We start from the raw sequence: 21,536 nt of genomic DNA, 5'->3' as shown, positions 1-21,536 counted from the left end.
TTCCTGCCCAGGGTCACGATCAAGGGTGAACCCGCGTTGCTGTTGTGCACAAAATGTGCGAAAAAAATCAGGAAAATTCGGTAATGAACACACTACAGCTGCAATGCTGCCTATGATGGTCGTTGCGCAGCCGCTTGAAGTCAGATTGCAGTCTGACTTGAACAGGTTGCCCGACCATTTAATAAACAGGCCAACGGCCATGCCACGCTCGACATGGTGTCAGTACCGATTGGCCAGACAATGCAACAAAGGAAACAGGACATGACGGAGCTGGACAAGGATCTTCCCCTACGTGCCGACCTGGCGCGGCTGGACCGCCTCTTGGGCGAAGTGTTGCATGCCCAGGAAGGACCGCAGGTATATCAGGAGGTAAAGGCCATTGCGGCACGTACCCCGGAGCAGCGCGCATTGCCGCTGCCGGATACCCTGTCGCCCAAGGCCACCACCGCCCTGGTGCGCGCCTGTGGCCTGTATGCGCAGTTGTTCAATATTGCGGAAGACCTGCACCACACCCGTCGTCGTCGTGCGCACCAGATTGCCGGTTCGCGCCCGCAGCAAGGCAGCCTGAACCGGGCACTGGCACGCCTGAAAGAGGAAGGCGTCAGCTTTGCCCAGCTGTCCGATACCCTGCAGGATGCCTATGTCGGTGCCATCCTTACCGCCCACCCCACCGAAGTGCAGCGCCAGAGCGTGCTGGATGGCCACCGTGCGGTGCGCAAATTCCTCAGCCAGCTGGGCTCGCCGGACCTGACCCCGGAAGAGGAAACCGAACTGGATGGCAAGCTCAAGCGGGTGATCCTGTCCATGTGGCAGACTTCGGAAATCCGCCATTTCAAGCTGTCGGTGGAAGACGAAATCAAGAACGGCGTGGCCTACCACCCGATGACCTTTTTCTCCGCCCTGCCGCGCTTGTACGACCGTCTGGGCAAGGAAGTGACTGCCGCCTGGGGGCAAAGCCCGGTGTTGCCGCCCTTCATTCGCGTGGGCAGCTGGATTGGTGGCGACCGTGACGGCAATCCCAACGTCAACGCCACCGTGTTGCGCCATGCCTTTACCCTGCAAGCCACCCAGGCCTTCGAGCACTATCTGTCCGAGCTGGCATCGCTATACCGCGAACTGTCGCTGTCCGAGCGCCATGTCAGCGTGAGCCCGGCCTTGCAGGCCCTGTCCGACCAGACGCCGGACAACAAGGAAAGCCGCGAGCAGGAACCCTATCGCCGCGCGCTGGCCACCATTGAAGCCCGTTTGCTGGGCAAGGCTGCCGAGCTGGGGCTGGCGGTGCGTGGCCGCTGGCCGGTAGCCGAAGCCTATCGTGACACCGCCGCCTTCCAGGCGGACCTTGCCATCGTGGCGGATTCGCTGATTGCCCATGGCAGCGACTTGCTGGCCGATGGCCGCCTGGCACGCCTGCGCCGCGCGGTGGAAGTGTTCGGCTTCTTCCTGATGCCGGTGGACCTGCGCCAGTTTGCCGGCATGCACGAAGCGGTGGTCAGCGAACTGTTTTCCAGTGCCGGACTGGAACATTACCCGGCGCTGGACGAGGCTGCGCGCATTCGCGTATTGCTGCGCGAACTGGCCACCCCGCGCCTGCTGTACTCGCCGTATCAGCAGTACAGCGCCGATACCGAAAAAGAGCTGGCCATCTTCCGCGAAGCCGCGCTGATCCAGCAGCAGTTCGGTACCGAGGCCATCAGCCAGAGCATCATTTCCAACTGCGCTTCGGTCAGCGACATCCTGGCGCTGGCGCTGATCCTGAAGGAAACCGGCCTGATCCGGCTGGAAAACGGCCTGCCGGTGTCCACCATCAACGTGGTGCCGCTGTTCGAAACCATTGCCGACCTGGTGGCGGCCACCGACATCATGGACACGCTGTTTGCGTTGCCGTGGTACCAGTTGCTGCTCAAGAGCCGCGGCATGCTGCAAGAAGTGATGCTGGGCTACTCCGACAGCAACAAGGACGGCGGCTATCTCACCAGCCAGTGGGAGCTGTACAAGGCGGAACAGCGTCTGGTGCAGAGCTTTGACAAGGCAGGGGTCAAGCTGCGTCTGTTCCACGGCCGTGGCGGCTCGGTGGGCCGTGGTGGCGGCCCGTCCTTCGAAGCCATCATGGCGCAACCGGCCGGCAGCGTGGCCGGACGCATCCGCATTACCGAGCAGGGCGAGGTGATTGCCTCCAAATATTCCGACCCCGACATCGGCACCCGCAACCTGGAAGCGCTGGTGGCTGCCACGCTGGAAGCCAGCCTTACCACCCACCCCAGCTGCGAGGCGGATGGCGAAGTATTCGACGAGCTGTCCGAAGCTGCCTTCAAGGCCTATCGCCAGCTGGTGGAAACCGAAGGCTTCATGCAGTACTTCCTGGAAGCCACGCCGATCAATGCCATTGCCAAGCTCAACATCGGCAGCCGTCCGGCGTCGCGCAAGAGCCTGGCCAGCATCAAGGACCTGCGTGCCATTCCCTGGGTGTTCTCCTGGTCGCAATCACGGGTGATGCTGCCCGGCTGGTTCGGTTTCGGTTCGGCCGTGGCCGGTTTCATTGCCCGCCATGGCGACGAAGGCCTGGCCCGTCTGCAAGGCTTGTATCGCACATCACCCTTCTTCCAGGTGATTCTGTCCAATATGGAACAGGTGCTGGCCAAGGCCGACCTGGGCATCGCGCGCCGTTTTGCCGCGCTGGTGTCCGACCGGGCGCTGGCGGACAAGCTGTTTGGCCAGATTGAAGCGGAATGGCAGAAGACCCACGATGCCTTCTTTGCCATCAGCGGCCAGACCAGCCTGCTGGAACAGAACCCCACCCTGCACCGCAGCCTGGAAACCCGTCTGCCCTATCTGGATGCACTCAACCTGCTGCAGGCCGACCTGCTGCAACGCCTGCGTGCCAACCCGGACGATGCCGAGGCGCTGTACGCCATTCACCTCACCATCAATGGCACCTCGGCTGGTTTGCGTAATAGCGGCTGATCTGTCTTTCTGCTGGGCAATAAAAAACCGTCACCCTTGGTGGCGGTTTTTTATCGCCCGCGCATTGCCCGGCATACCGGGAAGCAGGGGCTAGCGGCGCAGGAAATTGCTTTCGATCAGCTCTACCACCTCACCGCCATGGCCGGACAATATGGCCTTGGCTGAATACAGCGCGGTATGCAGCACTTCTCCTGTGGTGACGGTGGGCGGCATGACCAGTTCGTACTGGTTCACCTTCACATCCAGCAACATCGGTCCGGACTCGGCCAGCCACTGCGCAACGGCCTCCGGCAGCTGGTCGGCATGCTCCACGCGCAGGCCCTTGAAGCCGATGGCTTCGGCCATTTTCACCCAGTCAGGGTTGTGCAGATCGGTGAAGGCATTCATCAGGCCTTCGGTTTTTTGTTCAATCTCGACAAAGTCCAGCGCGCTGTTGTTGAGGATGACAATCTTGATGTCCAGCCCCTCTTGCACGATGGTCAGCAAATCGCCCATCAGCATGGACAGACCGCCGTCACCGCAGATGGCAATCACCTGGCGGTGCGGGAAGGCGTTCTTGATGCCCAGCGCCTCCGGCATGGCATTGGCCATGGTGCCGTGAATCAGGCTGGCCAGTGTGCGGCGCTTGCCATTGGCAGTGGTGTGGCGCAGCAGCCAGACCATGGCGGTACCGGAGTCCCCCACCAGAAAGGCATCGTCAGCGGCCATCTGGTCAATCAGCTTAACCAGATATTGCGGGTGAATCAGGCCGTTATGCCCCGGCTTTTCTTGTTCTGCCAGCCAGTGCAGTGACTTCTGGTGCAGCTTCAGGCACTCCTGCAGGAAGTTGTCGTCCTGCCGTTCCGGCAGGCGTGGCAGCAGTTTTTGCAAGGTGGTGCGGATGTCACCCACCACGCCCAGTTTCACCGGATGTCGCCGCCCCAGGTGGGTGGCCTGATTGTCCACCTGCAGGATGGTGGCGCGGTGCGGGTAGAACGATGTCCAGGCAAAATCCGCCCCCAGCAACAACAGCGTGTCGCACTCCTGGGTGGCGTGATAGCCCGATTCAATACCCAGCATGCCGGTCATGCCCACATTGAACGGATTGTCCGGCTCGATGAAGTCCTTGGCGCGGCTGGTGTGTGCCACCGGAGCCTTGAGCCGGCGCGCCAGTTCCACGATTTCGGCATGGGCATCGGCGCAACCGGAGCCGCAATACAGTGCCAGCCGCTCGGAAGACAGTAGCAGGTGTGCCATTTCATCCAGCTCGGCTTCGGACGGGCTGTACACCGGTTGTGGATGATGGGCGCTGAACGGCAGACCGGGCGCTACACATTTACCGGCCAGATCGCCCGGCACAATCAGCACGGCCACGCCACGCAGATTGATGGCCGCCTGTGCGGCCTGGGCGGTGAGTCGTCTGGCTTGGGAAGGATGGTAGATCGTGGCGCAAAAATGACTGCAGGTTTTGAAAATGGATGCCAGATCCACTTCTTGCGGAAACTCCATGCCCAGTTCGGTCAGCGCCACCTGGGTGGCAATCATCACCACCGGCGAGCGATTGCGGTGTGCTTCAAGCAGGCCGTTGATGGTATGCAGGCTGCCCGGACCACAGCTGCCGGCGCAGGCAGTGAGGCCGCCGGTCATGTAACTTTCCGCCCCGGCTGCCATGGCGGCCACCTCTTCGTGGCGTACATGTACCCATTTGATCTGGCTGTGGCGGATGGCGTCGGTGATGTGGTTGAGCGTGTCGCCGACGATACCGTAGCAGTTCTTTACCCCGGCTTGTTCCAGTGTTTCGACAATGATTTTACCGACAGTGTTGTGTTGCATTGCGGGCGTCTCCATGGGTGGGCTGGTCGAAAGATGTGGTCAGGCTGTTGCAAGCTTGCTGCCTGTGCTACGTCTCGCCGTGCTTGTCCCCAAGCTGCGACAGACCGAAATAATTGCTATCCATCTTTGCCCCACGCCAAAGCTGCTGTCGCCACCTGTTTTCTGGAGTTAGTCGCGAAGATTAATTTCATTTCCCCGTATTTTTTCCATGTGGCCGTGAAATTTCCTTTTCTCTGCTGATGCGCTGTCAGCCTCTTGTTGTTTTGATTTGCTGGTGAGAATCATTCCATCCGCCAGTCAGCCCGGACTGCATCTTCTGTAGCAGTCCTTGCCTGCTGGTCCGCGACCACACAGTGACAGGAGGTATGGATGGAATCCGATAACTTGCCGTCCCCCGGCCCGGCCACCCCGGCCCGCCGGCTTTTCCTCAAGCAACTGGCGGCTGCCTCCGGCAGTGTGCCGCTCAGCCAGGCGCTGGCTGGCGGTACTGCCGCCGCCTTGCTGCTTCCTGCCGGGCAGGCCGCCGCCGCCACCAGCCCGGCAGTGGCCATCAACCAGGTATATGGCTACCAGAGCTTTGGTCCGGATGAAGCGGCCTTTGTCGAGGCCATGCTCAACATCATGTGTCCGGCCGACCATCTCACCCCCGGTGGAGTGGACTGCGGTCTCGCCATCTATATCGACCGTCAGCTGGCCGGCAGCTTTGGCCAGGGGGCGCGGCGCTACGCCGCCGGGCCATTCCTGCAGGGGGCTGCCCAGTGCGGGCCGCAACTGCCGCTGACGCCGGAGCAGTATTTCAAGGCGGGCATAGCAGAAGCCGACCGCGCTGCGCAAAAGCTTTATGGCCAGTTGTTTGATGTACTGACTCCACAACAGGGCGATGCCTTCCTGCAGCAGCTGGCGGCAGGGCGAGTGGCGGGCGAGCAGCTGGATCTGGCGGAGTGGTTCAACAGCCTGGTGTACCCGCTATTTGCCGAAGCCTGTTTTGCCGACCCGCTCTATGGCGGCAATGTGGGCATGGTGTTCTGGAAGATGATCGGCTACCCCGGCCTGCCTGCCACGCATGCGCTGGATGTCGTCCAGTATCTTGGCAAGCCTTATCCCGGTGCTGCCAATCCCAAATCCATCGCCGACTTCAGCTAGGGACAAGTCATGAAAACACGTGCAAGCAAAACCGTGGTCATTGTGGGGGGCGGCCTTACCGCCGGCCTGATTGCCCGCCAGCTGACCGCCAAGGGGGTGGAAGTCCTGGTACTGGAACGCGGTGGCGATCACAGCAAGGGTCCGGAATCCAGCCTGCCCAACCAGCGGGATGAACTGCGCTGGTCGGTGCGTCAGGGACTGATGCAGGACTGGTCGCGCGAAACCTATACCCTGCGCCATCAGCACAACCAGACTGCCTTGCCGGTGCGCTGGATGGAATCCTTCCTGCCGGGGCAGGGGCTGGGCGGGGCTGGTAATCACTGGAACGGCCACCTGTGGCGCTGGGCCGAGTACGACCCGCAGCTGCGCAGCCATTATCTGCATCGCTACGGCAAGCAGGCGATTCCGGCGGACATGCCCTTGCAGGACTGGGGGGTGACATATGCCCAGCTGGAGCCGTATCACGACTTGTTCGAGAAACTGTTCGGCGTCTCCGGGCAGGCAGGCAATATTGGCGGCAAGAAACTGCCGGGTGGTAATCCCTTCGAAGCACCGCGCAGCGGGCCTTATCCGCAAGCGCCCTTGCAGGTGCTGGAGTCCGGGCTGGTGTTCAAGCAGGCTTGTGAGCAACTGGGTTATCACGCCTTTCCGCAGGCAGCGGCCAATTCTTCCGGGGCCTATACCAACCCGGATGGACAGAAGCTGGGGCAATGCCAGTATTGCGGCCATTGCGAGCGATTCATCTGCGAAGCCAATGCCAAGGGGTCGCCGCAGGTGTTGCTGTATCCGATGCTGCGCGAGCGCAAGAGCTTTGAAGTGCGGCTCAATACCCAGGTACTGGGGCTGCGCTACGATGCCGCCGGCAAACGTGCCACCGCCGTGCATTGCCTGGATTTGCTGACCGGCGAGGAATACGAGCAGCCCGCCGAAGTAATCGTGCTGGCAGCCTTTACCATGAGCAATACCCAGTTGCTGCTGCACAGCAAGATTGGCAAACCGTACGACCCGGTCAGCAATACCGGCGTGGTGGGGAAGAACTTCTGCTATCAGGTGAATGCCGGGGTGGATCTGTTCTTCAAGGACAAATGGTTCAACCCCTTCCTGGCCAGCGGCAGTACCCAGATGGTGATCGACGAATTCAACAACGACAATTTCGACCACAGCAGCCTGGGCTTTCTGGGTGGTGCCACCATTCAGGCCTACCAGTTCAGCGGACGTCCCATCAAGGGACGACGGGTGCCGGATGGCACGCCGCGCTGGGGCACCGCGTGGAAGCAGGCCAATGCCGACTGGTATGCCCACTCCATGACGCTGGGCATCGAAGGCAGCTGCTATCCGCACCGAGGCAACTACCTCAGCCTGGATCCGACCTATCGCGATGCCTATGGCCGGCCATTGATCCGCATGACCTTCGACTTCCGCGACAACGAACAGAAAATGGCGGCCTTCCTCAGCAACAAGATGATGGAGATTGCCCGGCACTGCGGTGCGGACAAGGTGGGCAGCCTGCAAGGTCTGGTCACCCCGTTTGACAGCCGGCTGTACCAGACCACCCACATTGTGGGCGGCACCATCATGGGCGAGACACCGCATGACAGTGTGGTGTCACCCCATCTGCAACATTGGGACGCCCACAACCTGTTTGTGGTGGGGGCGTCGGTCTATCCGCACAACTCCGGTTACAACCCCACCGGCCCGCTAGGCGCACTCGCCCTGCGGCTGGGGGATGACCTGCAGCGCTATCTGCAGCGTCCGGGCCGTCTGTAACGCCATCTGGCCGCCCGCACGGTGCGGCCTTGTTCACCCCAAAGGAGATTCCCATGCGTATTTTCCTGTTTGCAGCTGCCTTGCTGCCGTTGTCGGCATTCGCGGCTGGCCCAGCTACGCCGCCCGCTGCTTTTGCCCAGTGCGCCGCCTGTCACAGCGTGACCGGCAGCAATGGTGTTGGCCCCAGCCTGAAAGGTGTGATCGGACGCAAGGTCGGCAGTTATCCGGGCTTTCGTTACAGCCGGGCCATGAAAACCCTGGGCAAGAGCTGGGATAAGTCTTTGCTCTCCGCCTATCTGGCCAATCCGCAGCAAACCATTCCGGGTAATGTGATGCCGTTTGCCGGGGTGCCGGATGCCGGCCAGCGCACTGCCATCATCGCTTATCTGGCGACATTGAAATAAAGACGGCCAGTGCACGGGACGGGGGGGCGGTGTGGCTTTGCTTCGCGCCGGCCCCCGTGTCGGCTGTGTTCCCGTCTGGCGGCTCAGCCTGTCCGGGTAGTCCGGTATGGCCGGACCACCCTGCGTTAGCAGGACTGCTGGTGATCGGCAAGAGGCCCGCCTCCCGCCCATGGGCCAGCAGGCAAGCTCCCGGCTTATGCGGAATATCGGCAGCTGTCTGTTGCCAACCCGCTGTCAGAACCCGGAGCCGCCATGTCCACTGCTTTCCCTCATCTGCTGTCCCCCTTGCGTATCGGCAAGCTGACCCTGCGCAACCGCATTGTTTCCACCGGCCACGACACCGTATTGCCGGTTGACTGCCAGGTCAGCCCGGCGCTGATTGCCTACCATGCCGCGCGGGCGCGTGGCGGAGTCGGCCTGATCGTGCTGCAGGTTTCCGGCGTGCACGAAAGTGCGCGTTATACCTCGCACGCGCTGATGGCTACCGACGACAGTTGCATTCCCGGCTATCGTGCGCTGGCCGAAGCCGTGCATGCCGCAGGGGCTATGCTGTTTGCCCAGCTGTTTCATCCGGGTCGTGAAATCATGGAAACCGCCGATGGCATGCAGGCGGTGGCGTATTCCGCCTCTGCCGTGCCCAGCGAGCGCTTTCACGTGATGCCGCGCGCCCTGAGCGAAAGCGAAATCGCCGCCTTGATTGCCGGTTATGCCGCTGCCGCACAACGTATTCGCGCGGCGGGGCTCAACGGGGTGGAAATCGTCGCCAGCCACGGCTATCTGCCGGTGCAGTTTCTCAACCCGCGACTGAATCTGCGCACGGACGGCTATGGTGGAAACCTTGACGGTAGGCTGCGTTTTTTGCGCGAGGTGGTGGCGACCATTCGCGCCGCAGTGGATGAAGACTGCGTGGTGGGCTTGCGCATTTCGCTGGATGAGCGGGACAGCGAGGGCCTGCAGGAAGATGAAGCCTTGCAAGCCTGTGTCGCACTGCAAGACCAGCTGGATTATGTCAGCCTGGTGGCCGGTACCTCGGCCAGCCTGGGTGGCGCGGTGCATATTGCCCCGCCGATGGCGTTTCCGGCGGCTTATCTCGCTACCCCGGCCGGACGTTTCCGCCAGGCGCTGTCCATTCCATTGCTGCTGGCGGGCCGCATCAACCAGCCGCAAGAGGCGGAACAACTGCTGGCCCAGGGCGTGGTGGACGCCTGTGGCATGACACGGGCGCTGATTTGCGACCCGGAGCTGCCCAACAAGGTGGCCAGGCAGCAGCCGGATGCCATCCGCGCCTGCATTGCCTGCAATCAGTCCTGCATCGGCCGTTTTCATCGCGGCCTGCCCATTTCCTGCATCCAGAACCCGCTCTCCGGGCGCGAATTGCAGTTCGGCCCGCTGACACCTGCCAGCAAGCCGCGACGGGTGATGGTGGCGGGTGGTGGCCCGGCCGGCATGCAGGCCGCAGTGATTGCGGCGCAACGCGGCCATCAGGTGACCTTGTACGAAGCAGCGGCGCAATTGGGCGGGCAGGTACTGCTGGCACAGCAACTGCCGGACCGGGCGGAATTTGGCGGTCTGATCACCAATCAGCAATACGCACTGCGCGCGGCCGGGGTGGACGTGGTATTGCGACGTCGGGTGGAGCGGGCCTTGGTGCAGCAACACGCGCCGGATGTGCTGATTCTGGCCTGTGGCGCCACACAGGCCACACCGCGGCTGGAGGTGGGCGGTAGCCTGCCGGTGCACGACAGCTGGGACGTGTTGCAGGGAGCCCGTGTCGGCGCGCGGGTAGTGGTGAGTGACTGGCGTGCTGACTGGGTGGGGCCGGGGCTGGCCATCCGGCTGGCCGAGGCCGGGCATCGGGTGACGCTGGCCGTCAACGCACCGCTGATGGGACAGGCCCTGCCAATGTATGTGCGCGACCAGCTGGCCGCGCGGCTGCACCAGCTGCAAGTGGCCATCCTGCCTTATGCACGCTTGTATGGTGTGGATGACCACACTGTTTATTTGCAGCACACCGCCAGCGAGGAAGCCATGCTGTGCGAGGACATCGACAGCCTGGTGCTGTGCCAGCCGCCGCAGCCGGATGACTCATTGCGTCAGCAACTGGACGGGCTGGATCTGGAAGTGCACGCCATTGGCGATTGCCAGACGCCGCGCACCGCCGAAGAGGCCATTTACGAAGCCACCCGGCTGGCCTGGACCTTGTAAGCAGCAACCGGCGCGGCCGCTTATACCAGTTGCAGGCGGCCGCCTTCGTTTTTCAGGTGCGGAATCAGCGCGTCATCCTGATGCACCGCCAGCATGTTGACACCCGCCGAAAACAGGCGATAACCCAGCGCCTCCAGCCAGGGGCGGATGACCGTCATGTCCGACTTGATGATTTCCATGAAAATCAGCGGACGGCAGCGGCGGATGGACTGTTCCGCCCCGCGCAGCACCTGTTCTTCCATGCCTTCCACGTCGATCTTGATGAAGTCGATGCGTTGCAGGCCCAGCGAATCCAGGCTGACCAGGTCGATGCGGATGGTGCGGTGCTGGTAGTCCAGCGCCTGACCGATGAATTCGTTGCTGGCCGACTGCTGCAATTCCACGCTGCCAAAAGAGCCGGGGCGCAGGTAGTCCGGTTCCGGAATGTCGATCTGCCCGCAGTGCTCGCCCACGGCGGAGTTGAGCGCATTCACGTTCAGGCAGTTGTTGAGGACGATATTGCCGCACAAGGCGTAGTAGATTTTCTCCTGCGCCTCGAAGGCCACCACATGGCCCCAGGTGTACATGAAACGGGCCATCTCGATGGTGTGCACCCCGATATTGGCGCCGCAGTCGATGGCCAGCACGCCTTCACCCCGGTCGCGCAGGCAGCTGGCCAGCAAGGCCAGCACAAAGTCCACCTCCTCCTGCTCGTAGCCGCTTTGCGTCATCAGCTGATAGCCCACGCCATAGGATTCGCCATCGGAAGGGGCAAAGTCGTTGCGGTTGACGATCATGCTGCCGTGATTGGTAGACAGCAACATGAAGGGCGCGGGGCGCGGAATGTTTTTCATGGCAGAAACCCGTCAGGAGAGATAGCGGCGATTATGCCGCACTGCGCCGATGATGACAGATCAATGTTGCTGGCTGGCAGCCTGCTCCATGCGCCGGTCCGGCACCAGCCACCACAGTGCCAGCAGGCCGTATACGGCAGCGCCCAGCCAGCTGGAATAAAACGACAGGCCGATGCCCAGCAGGTAGAACAGCGGCGACAGCCTGCCCTTGCGGTCGCGGCCCAGCGCATGCAGCAGCACCTCGCGGTTGCCCGGTACGCACAGCAAGGTACGCTGCATCACATACCAGGCCAGGGCGGACATCAGCAGCACCACGCCATACAGTGCCACCGGCAGGGATTCCATGTGGTTTTCACCCATCCAGCCGGTGACAAAGGGCAGCAGCGACAACCAGAACAGCAGGTGCAGGTTGGCCCACAGCACCCGGCCGTCCACATGACGCACCACATGGTAGAAATGGTGGTGGTTGTTCCAGTAAATGCCCACGTAGACAAAGCTGAGCACATAGCTGAGGAACACCGGCCACAGTGCCGCCAGTGCGGCGAGGCTGCTGTCATGCGGAACCTTGAGTTCCAGTACCATGATGGTGATGATGATGGCGATCACGCCATCGCTGAAGGCTTCCAGCCGGTTCTTGCCCATGTCTGGCTCCGTGGTGGCTAGCGGGAAAAAGGGTTCTGCCCAGCCGGGCTTGCCGGCTGGTAGGGTAGGCGGATCATGGTGTGGTACTGGCCATCGGCCTGGGCCACTTGCAGCGATGCTTCTGCATCGTAAAACAGCGCCAGCCGCTCACGCAGATTATCCAGTGCCATGCGGTTGCCCTGATGGGCGCTGACCTGCTCAGCGGACAAGGGGTTGCTGACACTGAGCAACAATTGCCCGCCTTTTACTTCTGCCCGCACCCGGATTTCACCACCTGCGCGGCAACGTTCCACGCCATGATGCACGGCGTTTTCCACCAGCGGTTGCAATAGCAGCGGCGGCAGACCGGCATCCAGCGCAGCATCGATATGCCAGCGCACATTCAGCCGCTCTCCCAGCCGCTCGCTCTCGATGGCCAGATACATGCGCGCCAGCTCGATTTCACGTTCCAGCGTCGAAGTACGGCCGGGGTCGGCCATCTGCGCGCGAAACAGGTCGGCCAGGTTCTCCAGCACCATTTCCGCTTTCTCCGGCCGCGAGCGGATCAGCGCAATGGCCGCGTTCAGGCTGTTGAACAGGAAGTGGGGGCGTATGCGTGCTTGCAGTGCCGCCAGCCGAGCCTCGCCCAGCGCCGGTGACAGGGCACGCTGGCGCAGGCTGAAGTAATGCAGCAGCAGCAGGGACAGCAGCCCGGCCAGCAGCGGGCGGTCCAGCCGGGGCAGCTCCAGCGGATTGAGCAGCCGGTCCTGCAGCACGACACACAACATGCTGATGACCATCACCAGCAGGCTGGCATGGCGCTGTCGGCCAAGCCAGGGTGACAGGGCACCCAGCAGGCCCAGGCCAAGCAGCATGGACGGTTCGGCCCAGCTGGCACCTGCCAGCAGGCGCAGCCACCAGCCATCCCCATCGCTCTGGTACAAGGTGCAGATCAGCAACAGCAGGTTAAGCAGCAGCAGGATGCGCAGCATCACACCCAGATTGCGGAAATCCGGAATGGCAAAAACCGTGTGTGGCCGACGGTGCTGATCCATGTGCAGTCATTGGGTAGAGTGGAATTGCATCATAGCAAGCGGCCGGTGCGGCGGGCGAGCCAGCTCGGCGGCTCAGGCGCTGGCCAGCTGCATGCGGCGGCGCGGGCGTACGGCCCACAGGCTGGCGGCCACCATCAGGCCACCCCCCAGCCAGCTGGCCACGGAGAGTGATTCACCCAGCCACAACACGGCAAAGGCGGCACCAAACACCGGCTCGCTGCCGGTTAACAGGGCCACCCGGGTAGCACTGCTGTGGCGCAAGGCGTAATTCATGGCAAAAAAGGCAAACAGGGTGCAGAACAATACCAGATAGAGGGTATTGCCCCAGAAGGCCAGCGCGGTGGGCAGCGCGGGCAAGCCTCCCTGCATGCTGGCCAGCAGCAGGCAAAAGAGGCAGATCACCAGGCTTTGCAAGCCGGTCAGCGCCAGCGTGGCCACCGGCTTGCCGGCAGTCAGCTTGCGGGTGAGGCAGCTCATCACCGCGCGCAGCAAGGCCGCCAGCAACATCAGCACATCGCCACCATTCAGTTGCAGCTGTGTGGCACCGCTCAGCAGCCAGGCACCCAGCAGTGACACCGCAGCAGCCAGCAGCGCATCGGCAGCAGGCTTTTGCCCCAGCAGCCACCATTCGGCAAACGGTGTCAGTACCAGGCACAGGCTGATCAGGAAGGCCGCATTGGCGGCACTGGTATGGGCCACGCCAACGGTCTCGCACAGGAAAATCGCCAGCAAACCGATGCCCAATGGCAAGGCCGCCTGCAAGGTTGCGCGCCGGACGGCCGCATCTGCCAGTGCGCGCTGGGCGGGCAGCAGCAGGATGAAGGTCAGGCCGAAGCGCAGCGCCAGCAGGCCGAGGGCGGGATAAAACAGCAAGGCCTGCTTGGCCAGGCCATAGCTGCTGCCCCATACCATGGCTACCAGCAGCAGGAGCAGATCCGGCAGGAAGGGATAACGTTGATGCAAGGGGTGCTGGGCGGGCATGTCAGGCTTTCACGGAAGGGTAATGGCTGGATTATCATTGCTGTGTCTGGTATTGATAATCTCCGGTTTTGGAACAGGAATTGTGCTGCATGAGAACAAATAAACTGATTGGCCTGTTGCCGGATATGGCGGCGTTTGCCCTGGTGGTGGAGCGTGGCAGCTTCTCCGCCGCAGCGCGGCAGCTGGGCATGACCCCGTCGGCTATCAGCCGCCAGGTGGCACGGCTGGAAGCGGCATTGGGCGTGCGGCTGCTGGAGCGTAGTACCCGCCAGTTACGGCTGACCGAGGCCGGAGACGCCACCTTGCAGCGCTGTCGCAGCATGCTGGATGCCGCCGACGAAGCAGTGCAGCTGGCCCAGCAGCAACATGCCCGGCCACAGGGTACGGTGCGGGTCAGCATGCCCAAAGCTTTTGGCCGTTTTGTGGTGGCACCGCTGATTCCGGCCTTCCTGGCGGCTTATCCACAGGTGAACGTGGAATTGTTCATCAGCGACCGCGATGTCGACCCGCTGGCCGAGGGGCTGGATTTCACCATCCGGGCCACCGACACCCCGCCGCCGGGCATGGCCGGCCGACCGCTGATGCCGATACGCCAGTTGCTGTGCGCATCGCCGCAGTATCTGGCGACACATGGCCGGCCTGGCCATCCTCGCGAGCTGGCAAATCATTTGTGCCTGTATCTGGCCGAACATGCCGGGGACAAGCGCTGGCAATTACGGCGTGGCAACGAACAGCTGAGCGTGACGGTGCAAGGCCGTTATGCCACCAATCACAGCGAGTTACGCTTGCAAGGCGTGTTGAACCATCTGGGTATTGCGCCGCTGCCGCACTTTACCGCGCAGGCGGCATTGGAATCCGGCCAGATAGAAACCGTGCTGGATGACTGGGAGTTCACCACCGCCTATCGTGGCATGGCCTGGCTGCTTTATCCGCCCAACCGCTATCTGCCACCCAAGGTGCGGGTGCTGATCGACTATCTGGCGGACTGTCTGGCTGATCAAACCACACCCATGACACGGTAATGCCACAGCCGGGCCAAAGCCGGCTCGCCCTCGGGGGTGGCTTTCCCTATAATTGCCGCTGCTGCCTACGGGCAGCCCAAGACAATCACCGCAGGGAACCATCGAGATGCAAGAAAGCCATGCCTGGTCCGGTCGCTTCAGCGAACCGGTTTCCGAACTCGTCAAGAAATACACCGCCTCCATCGACTTCGACAAGCGACTGGCCGAATTCGACATCGAAGGCTCGCTGGCTCACGCCACCATGCTGAACAAGGCAGGCGTGCTGTCCGACGACGATGTGGCGGCAATCCGACGTGGCATGGCCGAAATCCTGGACGACATCCGCGCTGGCCGACTGGAGTGGAGTGTGGATCTGGAAGACGTGCACATGAATGTGGAACGTCGCCTGACCGACAAGATCGGCGATGCCGGCAAACGCCTGCACACCGGCCGTTCGCGTAACGACCAGGTAGCTACCGACATCCGCCTGTGGCTGCGTGCACAGATTGACGCCATCGTCGGCTTCATTGCCGAACTGCAAACCAGCCTGCTGGAACTGGCCGAAAAACACGCCGACACCGTGATGCCGGGCTTCACCCACCTGCAAGTGGCCCAGCCGGTGACCTTTGGCCACCATATGCTGGCCTATGTGGAAATGCTGGCGCGCGATGCAGAACGCATGACCGACTGCCGCAAGCGCGTCAACCGCCTGCCGCTGGGCGCAGCAGCGCTGGCCGGCACCACCTTCCCCATCGACCGTCATTACACTGCGCAACTGCTGGGTTTTGACGATGTCTGCCACAACTCGCTGGACGCGGTGTCCGACCGTGACTTCGCCATCGAATTCACTGCTGCCGCCAGCCTGGTGATGGTGCACCTGAGCCGCCTGTCCGAAGAGCTGATCCTGTGGATGAGCCCGCGCGTCGGCTTCATCGACATCGCCGACCGCTTCTGCACCGGCAGCTCCATCATGCCGCAGAAGAAAAACCCGGACGTGCCGGAACTGGTACGTGGCAAATCCGGCCGCGTGGTGGGCCACCTGATTGCGCTGGTCACCCTGATGAAGGCGCAGCCACTGGCCTACAACAAGGACAACCAGGAAGACAAGGAACCCTTGTTCGACACCGTGGACACCCTGATCGACACCCTGCGCATCTACGCTGACATGATGCGTGGCGTCACCGTGAAGCCGGAAGCCATGCGCGCTGCCGTGCTGCAGGGCTTTGCCACCGCCACCGATCTGGCCGACTACCTGGTGAAGAAGGGCCTGCCTTTCCGCGACAGCCACGAAGTGGTGGCCCTGAGCGTGCGTTATGCCGAAGGCCGTGGCGTGGATCTGGCCGATCTGTCGCTGGACGAACTCAAACAGTTCAGCCAGCTGATCGAGCAGGACATCTACCAGGTACTGACCCCGGAAGGCAGCCTGGCCCAGCGCGACCACGTGGGCGGCACCGCGCCGAACCAGGTGCGTGCCCAGATTGCCCGCCACAAGGCAAGACTGGCAAGTTGATCAGTTAACGCCGTTCCGGACCAAACCGCCGCTCTCGGCGGTTTTTTATTGGCCTACAGTGTCAGCTGTGATCAGTTTCTCTGGAAGATTACCGTGCAATTACCTTCGCTAGAGCCACTGGGACGCAGCCAGCGCATCATGCTGACCATGTTGCCCGGACTGGCGCTGTTCATGCTGGGCGGCCTGTTGATGCTCTACCAGTTCTACTCGGGTATCCAGTCTGCACTGGAAAGCCAGCTGTCTTACAAGCTGGAAAAAATCGAGCAGATTCTCGATCAGGCACAAAGTACGGGCGAGGCCATGTTGCAGAAGCCGGATCTGGAATGTCGCAGCATCTATCCGGAAATCCGCCGACAGGTCACCACCCAGTCCTACGTCCGCTCGATGCGGCTGATTGATCAGGATGGCCGGGTGTATTGCGATTCCGTCATCGGCTGGCATTCGCCCGCCTATTCGCAGGAATACCCGAACCAGACCCGGCTGCTGCTATTGCCGGGAAACCGCCTGTCGCCCTGGCACCCCTTGCTGATGCTGTGGCTGGACGCCAAGCGGCACGATGTCCACGCCATCCAGCTTGCCGTAGACAGTGATTATCTCAAGGACAGGCTGGCACATCATGAACAGAACACCTGGTTTTACCTGCAGGTTGGCGACCGCTGGCTGGATGAAAAGGGAGGCATGACATTTCCACCGCAACGTCCTCACTGGCAGCAACGTTACCTCAGTTCAGGGCGTTATCCGCTATCCATCGTCATGGATTACTCCATGCCGTGGTTGGTGCTGGAACGGGTGAAGCAGGAACCGGATCAACTGGCCTTGCTCCTGTTGTTCAGCGTCAGTTTCAGCTGGGGGTTTCATCGCCTGCTGCTGCGTAATGGCGCGCCCAGTCGGGAATTGCAACGTGCGGTGCGCGAACGGGAATTCATTCCCTACCTGCAACCGCTGATTGATGCCGAGCATTTGCAGTGGCGCGGGGTGGAGGTGCTGATGCGCTGGCACCATCCGGTGGATGGCATCGTGCTGCCCGATCTCTTCATTCCGTTTGCCGAAAATACCGGTCATATCGTGGCCATGACCCGCGCACTGATGCAACAGACAGCAGAACAGTTAAAAGACTGTCCCTTGCCGCCGGGTTTCCAGATCAGCATCAATGTCAGTGCCACGCATATCGAAGCGGGTAGCCTGCCTGCCGATTGCGCCGCCTTTTTGTCAGCCTTTGCGCCGGGCAGCATTGTGCTGACCCTGGAATTGACCGAACGCGAGCTGATCAAGACCGGCCCGCAAACCGATGCCCAGCTACAAAAACTGCATGATATGGGCGTGCGTATTGCCATCGACGATTTTGGCACCGGGCATTCCAGCCTGTCCTATCTGCAAAAGCTGGATGTGGACGAACTGAAAATAGACCGCAGTTTTGTGGCCGGCATCGGCAGTGACAGCCTGTCGGCCGATATCCTGGACAGCATCTTGCAGCTGGCTGCCAAGCTGGGCCTGGCCGTGGTGGCCGAAGGCGTGGAAACCCTGCAACAGGAAGATTATCTGCGCAGTCATGGCGCGCATTTGCTGCAAGGCTATCGCTATGCCAGGGCGATGCCGATTGCCGAGTTCCTGCATCGTCCCGAATGGCATAATGATGCCTCTCCGTTCCTGGCCAAGGCCAGGGCCGACGCACACTCCTGAGTAGAGGCAAAGCAGCAAGATGAAACCAGCCGTCATCGGCATTGCCGGCGTAACCGTTCCCGGTGCGCTGGACTGCCTGTCCAAAATGCATCAACTTTCCGCCCTGATGTGTGGCGGTCACCATCATCACCCCCGCTTCGTGCTGGACCAGCCAGACTTTGGCGTGGTGCATGCCGCCCAGTTGCAAGAGCGCTGGGATATTGTCGAGGACTCCATTGTCGGCTCCTTGCAGCGGCTGGCAGCAGCCGGTGCCCAGGTGGCGGTGATTCCGGCCAATACCGTGCATTGCTGTATTGATGGCATTCGCCGCCGTGCGCCCTTGCCGCTCATCAGCATGCTGGATGTGGTTGCGGCAGCGTGCCGGCAGCGTGGCCTGCGCCGGGTCGGCGTATTGGGTACCCGCTGGACCATGCAGTCACATCTGTACCGTGCGCCGCTGGCGGTGGTCGGGGTGGAGGAGTGCATTCCGGATGAAGCAGGCCAGGCCATTGTGCAGCGGGTGATTTTTGAAGAACTGGTTCCCAATGGCAGCGTAAGTAGCGATAGCCTGCAGCAATTATTACAGGTGGTGGCGGACTTGCGGGCGGCAGGTTGTGATGGCGTAGCGCTGGCCTGCACCGAGTTGCCACTGGTACTGGATGAGGCCAATTGCGGCATGGCGGCGGTGGATACCACCGCAGTGCTGGCGCGGGCAGCCATGCAACAGGTTCTGGCCTGAAGCATGCCGGGCCTGCACCTGTTGCAGGCCCGGTGGCTTTTGCCGTCGGCTTGCGGCGGGTCAAGGGCGGATTGGTGCTAGCATTTGCCCTACTACCAGAAAATATGTTAGTAACTAAACATGATTTTCGGAATCGAATCCCTATGAGCCGCTCACCCCGTCACGACAAGATTCTGCAGCTGGTCCGCGAAAATGGCTTCATGCCGATCGAAGAACTGGCCAGACTGCTCGATGTCACGCCGCAAACCATCCGCCGCGACATCAACCAGCTGTGTGAAGAAAATTTGCTGCGCCGTTATCACGGTGGTGCTGCCCTGGGCAGCAGCGTGGAGAACGAGGATTACTTTGCGCGCAAAGGAAAATTCCAGAGCGAAAAGGCACATATTGCCGACATGATTGCCGGCAGCATTCCGGACCATGCCTCGCTGTTCATGAGCATCGGCACCACCATCGAAGCGGTGGCCCAGGCGCTCACCATCACCCACAAGGGTTTGCGTGTCATCACCAACAATATCCATGTGGCGTCCATCATGTCGGCCAATCCGGATTTCACCGTGATGATCACCTCCGGCGTGGTACGCGCCAGTGATGGCGGCATTACCGGGGTGGCCACGCTGGACTTCATCAACCAGTTCAAGGTGGATTACGCCATCATCGGCGTGTCCGGCATCGAGACCGATGGCTCGCTGCTGGATTTCGATTACCGCGAAGTGCGGGTGGCGCAGGCGATGATGTCCAATGCCCGTCACCGTTACCTGGCTGCCGACCACAGCAAGTTTGGCCGCAATGCGCTGGTGCGCATGGGACATATCAGCGAATTCCACACCGTGTTCACCGATGCCGAGCCGCCGGAGTCGCTGGCCAAGCTGCTGGAAGAACACAATGTAAGGCTGATTCTGGCCGATGCAGTCTGACATTCAGCCAAGACTGTATTGATAATCTCCTCTCGCTTTCTGAAAAGAAAGCGAGGCTCCCATCTTCAATTGGTGGGGCAAGGGTGGGGGGATTGGGAAAAGATGGGAAGGCTGCGGAATCCAAGAGTTAGTTGAAAGGCCCGGCTTTGCCGGGTCCAGTACAAGCGCACCAAATAACCTTGTCAGCAGCCTGACGCCCGCACTGCGGGCGTTTTTGCTGTCAGCCCTCGGCTGGCACATCCACCCTGGGCAGCGAATAGGCCTGCACACGGTTGCGGCCCAGATGCTTGGCCTGATACAGCATGTCGTCCGCCTGTTGTACCAGGGTGGTGGTGTCGTCAGCCGTAGCCAGTGAGCTGATGCCGACGCTGAAGGTCTGGCGGAAGGTACGCTGGTTGCTGAATTGGTCGATCTGCACGAATGCCTGCCGCAGGGCTTCCATTACCTGCTGGGCATCTTCCTGACGGGTGCCTGGCAACACGATGGCAAACTCTTCGCCACCGTAACGGCTGATCAGGTCGGAGCGGCGCAGCCTCTCTTTCAGGAAGCGGGCCAGGTTGACCAGTACTTCATCGCCCGCCGGATGGCCGTAGGTATCGTTGACCACCTTGAAATGGTCGAGGTCCAGCATCACCAGCGACAAGGCACGCTGGTCCCGTTTGGCGCGCAGTACTTCGTATTCCAGCTGGGCATACAGATGGGAGTGGTTGAGCAGGCCGGTCAGGCTGTCATTGATGATGTAGGAGCGCAGCTTGCGGTAACGCCTGGCACGGTTGATCACCGTTACCACCAGTTCCTCCGGTGCCACCGGCTTGGTGAGAAAACCGTCAATGCCCAGTGTCAGCGTATCCAGCTGGATGGACTGCCGTTTTTCCACCGACAGGAACAGGATGGGAATGCCATCCAGCAAGCGTTGCTGGCGGATGATCTGTGCCAGTTCCATGCCATTGCAGCCCGGCATGTACATATCCATCAGGATCAGGTCAGGGCGGAACTGCACGATGCCATCCAGCACTCGGGCAGGCTCGGTGACCTGCAGGGTGTCAACACCATGCTGCCCGAGCACGCTGGCGTACAAGCCGGCCAGCGAGGCCATGTCTTCCACAATCATCACCCGCAGCGGGTCGCGTTTTTCACCAATATCGCCAAAATTCAGGCTGTCTATCAGCTCGTGGGCCAGTACCGGCCAGCCCAGAAAACCGGAGCCACCGGCGCGCACCGCCTGCAAACGGGCATCAAAATCGATGCGCGGCGAACAGAACAGCAAGGGACACAGCCCACGCAAGGTATCAGCCAGGGTGAAAATGGGGTCGCTGGCGGCAAAGTCGGTATAGGCCACCACCGCTGCCGGTTTGGCCTCGTTCAGTGCCTGCGCCAGCCGGGATGCCTGGTACATCACCCGCACTACAAAACCATAGCAGCTTAATTGCTCGCACAGGCTGGCAGACTCCTCGCTTTCCGGCATCCACAGGTATAGCAGATGTGGCCCGGGCTGGCTCAAGCCGGGGTTGTACGGTTCGGGTGTTGTCTGCCGGTCGGCCATCATCGCCAGCTGGCTGACAATGCCCAGGTGGTGGCGCAGTTCGTTGTAGCGTTCCGGTTCACTCGGGCTGGCATCGTTCTGCAGCAACCAGTGCTGTAGCAGATTGCGCAATGCGGTGCATTCGCTGCGCAGGGGCAATGCCTGTTCCGCGTCGATGTGGCGTTCCAGATTGTTCAGCAGTGCCAGCAGGTGTGCAGCCAGCGAACGGTCCCAGCGCATCACCAGCATGTGGCCGATGCGATCGATTTCACGTGCAGCGTGTTCTCTTGCCGAGTGGTGTAGGTTGCTTGCCAGCTTCATAGTGTTATCCGTTATTCAGACGTGGGCGAGGTCTGTGCGACAGCCTGGCGGTGCAGTAGTGCTGTGCAAACATGGGCAAGACTCAAGG

General features: G+C 61.5%; 16 protein-coding genes. 10 read left to right on the top strand and 6 right to left on the bottom strand.

Annotation, left to right across the window (positions count from 1 at the left end; translation table 11 throughout):
• The first annotated feature begins 261 nt into the window (after nt 1-261).
• Nucleotides 262-2,961 carry a phosphoenolpyruvate carboxylase gene (gene ppc / locus ACE3SE_RS02990; protein ID WP_131356532.1) on the top strand — a complete coding sequence of 900 codons (2,700 nt, stop codon included), beginning with the start codon at nt 262-264 and terminating at the stop codon, nt 2,959-2,961.
• A gap of 90 nt (nt 2,962-3,051) precedes the next feature.
• Here the strand turns inward: ppc and ACE3SE_RS02985 are convergent, their stop codons facing one another.
• Entirely contained in the window at nt 3,052-4,773 is a 1,722-nt protein-coding gene (locus tag ACE3SE_RS02985; protein ID WP_374553814.1) for a thiamine pyrophosphate-dependent enzyme, read from the bottom strand.
• Between the two features lie 369 nt (nt 4,774-5,142).
• On the opposite strand from ACE3SE_RS02985, the gene ACE3SE_RS02980 reads away from it, so the two are divergent.
• The 4 genes from ACE3SE_RS02980 (at nt 5,143) to ACE3SE_RS02965 (ending at nt 10,292) form a co-directional block, all read left to right on the top strand.
• Nucleotides 5,143-5,916: a gluconate 2-dehydrogenase subunit 3 family protein gene (locus tag ACE3SE_RS02980; protein WP_374553813.1), complete on the top strand. Its 774-nt coding sequence runs from the start codon at nt 5,143-5,145 to the stop codon at nt 5,914-5,916.
• Nucleotides 5,917-5,925: 9 nt separating this feature from the next.
• A complete protein-coding gene (locus ACE3SE_RS02975) occupies nt 5,926-7,683 on the top strand; it encodes a GMC family oxidoreductase (protein ID WP_374553811.1) in 1,758 nt (585 codons plus the stop codon).
• Nucleotides 7,684-7,736: 53 nt separating this feature from the next.
• The gene (locus ACE3SE_RS02970) at nt 7,737-8,087 is read left to right on the top strand and encodes a c-type cytochrome (RefSeq protein WP_374553809.1); all 351 of its coding nucleotides are present in this window, start codon (nt 7,737-7,739) and stop codon (nt 8,085-8,087) included.
• A 252-nt stretch (nt 8,088-8,339) separates the two neighbouring features.
• Entirely contained in the window at nt 8,340-10,292 is a 1,953-nt protein-coding gene (locus tag ACE3SE_RS02965) for an oxidoreductase (protein WP_374553807.1), read from the top strand.
• A 20-nt stretch (nt 10,293-10,312) separates the two neighbouring features.
• On the opposite strand, the gene ACE3SE_RS02960 is transcribed toward ACE3SE_RS02965, so the two are convergent.
• From ACE3SE_RS02960 to ACE3SE_RS02945, 4 genes are all read right to left on the bottom strand, one after another.
• Nucleotides 10,313-11,125 (bottom strand): FkbM family methyltransferase, encoded by an 813-nt coding sequence (locus ACE3SE_RS02960; RefSeq protein ID WP_374553805.1) that lies wholly within the window; start codon nt 11,123-11,125, stop codon nt 10,313-10,315.
• Between the two features lie 60 nt (nt 11,126-11,185).
• Entirely contained in the window at nt 11,186-11,767 is a 582-nt protein-coding gene (locus tag ACE3SE_RS02955) for a TMEM175 family protein (protein ID WP_045848119.1), read from the bottom strand.
• A gap of 17 nt (nt 11,768-11,784) precedes the next feature.
• On the bottom strand, nt 11,785-12,801 hold the full coding sequence (locus ACE3SE_RS02950) for a sensor histidine kinase (RefSeq protein ID WP_374553803.1): 1,017 nt from the start codon (nt 12,799-12,801) through the stop codon (nt 11,785-11,787).
• 72 nt (nt 12,802-12,873) lie between these two features.
• Nucleotides 12,874-13,782, bottom strand: a complete 909-nt coding sequence (locus ACE3SE_RS02945) for a DMT family transporter (RefSeq protein ID WP_374553801.1) — start codon at nt 13,780-13,782, stop codon at nt 12,874-12,876.
• An 89-nt stretch (nt 13,783-13,871) separates the two neighbouring features.
• On the opposite strand from ACE3SE_RS02945, the gene ACE3SE_RS02940 reads away from it, so the two are divergent.
• The 5 genes from ACE3SE_RS02940 to ACE3SE_RS02920 all read left to right on the top strand — a co-directional run bounded on the left by ACE3SE_RS02940 (nt 13,872) and on the right by ACE3SE_RS02920 (nt 19,605).
• Nucleotides 13,872-14,804 carry a LysR family transcriptional regulator gene (locus tag ACE3SE_RS02940; RefSeq protein ID WP_374553799.1) on the top strand — a complete coding sequence of 311 codons (933 nt, stop codon included), beginning with the start codon at nt 13,872-13,874 and terminating at the stop codon, nt 14,802-14,804.
• A gap of 106 nt (nt 14,805-14,910) precedes the next feature.
• The gene (argH, locus tag ACE3SE_RS02935; protein WP_062789424.1) at nt 14,911-16,293 is read left to right on the top strand and encodes an argininosuccinate lyase; all 1,383 of its coding nucleotides are present in this window, start codon (nt 14,911-14,913) and stop codon (nt 16,291-16,293) included.
• Between the two features lie 93 nt (nt 16,294-16,386).
• Nucleotides 16,387-17,973, top strand: coding sequence for an EAL domain-containing protein (locus tag ACE3SE_RS02930; RefSeq protein ID WP_374553797.1), 1,587 nt, complete (start codon nt 16,387-16,389; stop codon nt 17,971-17,973).
• A 19-nt stretch (nt 17,974-17,992) separates the two neighbouring features.
• Complete coding sequence (locus ACE3SE_RS02925) at nt 17,993-18,691, top strand: aspartate/glutamate racemase family protein (protein WP_374553795.1); 699 nt, start codon at nt 17,993-17,995, stop codon at nt 18,689-18,691.
• A gap of 143 nt (nt 18,692-18,834) precedes the next feature.
• The gene (locus ACE3SE_RS02920) at nt 18,835-19,605 is read left to right on the top strand and encodes a DeoR/GlpR family DNA-binding transcription regulator (RefSeq protein WP_045846546.1); all 771 of its coding nucleotides are present in this window, start codon (nt 18,835-18,837) and stop codon (nt 19,603-19,605) included.
• A 220-nt stretch (nt 19,606-19,825) separates the two neighbouring features.
• Here the strand turns inward: ACE3SE_RS02920 and ACE3SE_RS02915 are convergent, their stop codons facing one another.
• Entirely contained in the window at nt 19,826-21,448 is a 1,623-nt protein-coding gene (locus ACE3SE_RS02915) for a GGDEF domain-containing protein (protein ID WP_374553793.1), read from the bottom strand.
• Between the last annotated feature and the right edge of the window lie 88 nt (nt 21,449-21,536).

The sequence above is a fragment of the Aquitalea pelogenes genome, assembly GCF_041914625.1.
Classification (GTDB): Bacteria; Pseudomonadota; Gammaproteobacteria; order Burkholderiales; family Chromobacteriaceae; genus Aquitalea; species Aquitalea pelogenes.
This window is presented reverse-complemented; position numbering and strand designations above follow the sequence as displayed.